Consider the following 217-nt stretch of genomic DNA (forward strand, 5'->3'; position numbering starts at 1 on the left):
TCGCCCACGCAGGCCGAAAAACAATCCGGTGTTAACAGCCGTGGTGTGCGGCATCATTTGCACGTAGGTCGTGCCGGTGATGTTATTGGTGTGCTTCTCGGTCAGCATGGTCGCGAACTCACTCACCGGCCCGGTGCTGCCTGTGGAGGAACCGTATGCTATTCCGGTTTCACCGTTGGTCAGTACCCGATCGCCAATCAGTCCGGCTTGTTCTAAC

Annotated in this window: 1 pseudogene; it reads right to left on the bottom strand. The window is 57.1% G+C overall.

Annotated elements, in window-relative coordinates:
- Nucleotides 1-217: pseudogene (locus FDX22_RS23970) on the bottom strand (beta-ketoacyl-ACP synthase); the annotation flags it as partial.

The sequence above is a fragment of the Citrobacter sp. TBCS-14 genome, from assembly GCF_005280805.1.
GTDB classification, from domain to species: domain Bacteria; phylum Pseudomonadota; class Gammaproteobacteria; order Enterobacterales; family Enterobacteriaceae; genus Citrobacter; species Citrobacter gillenii.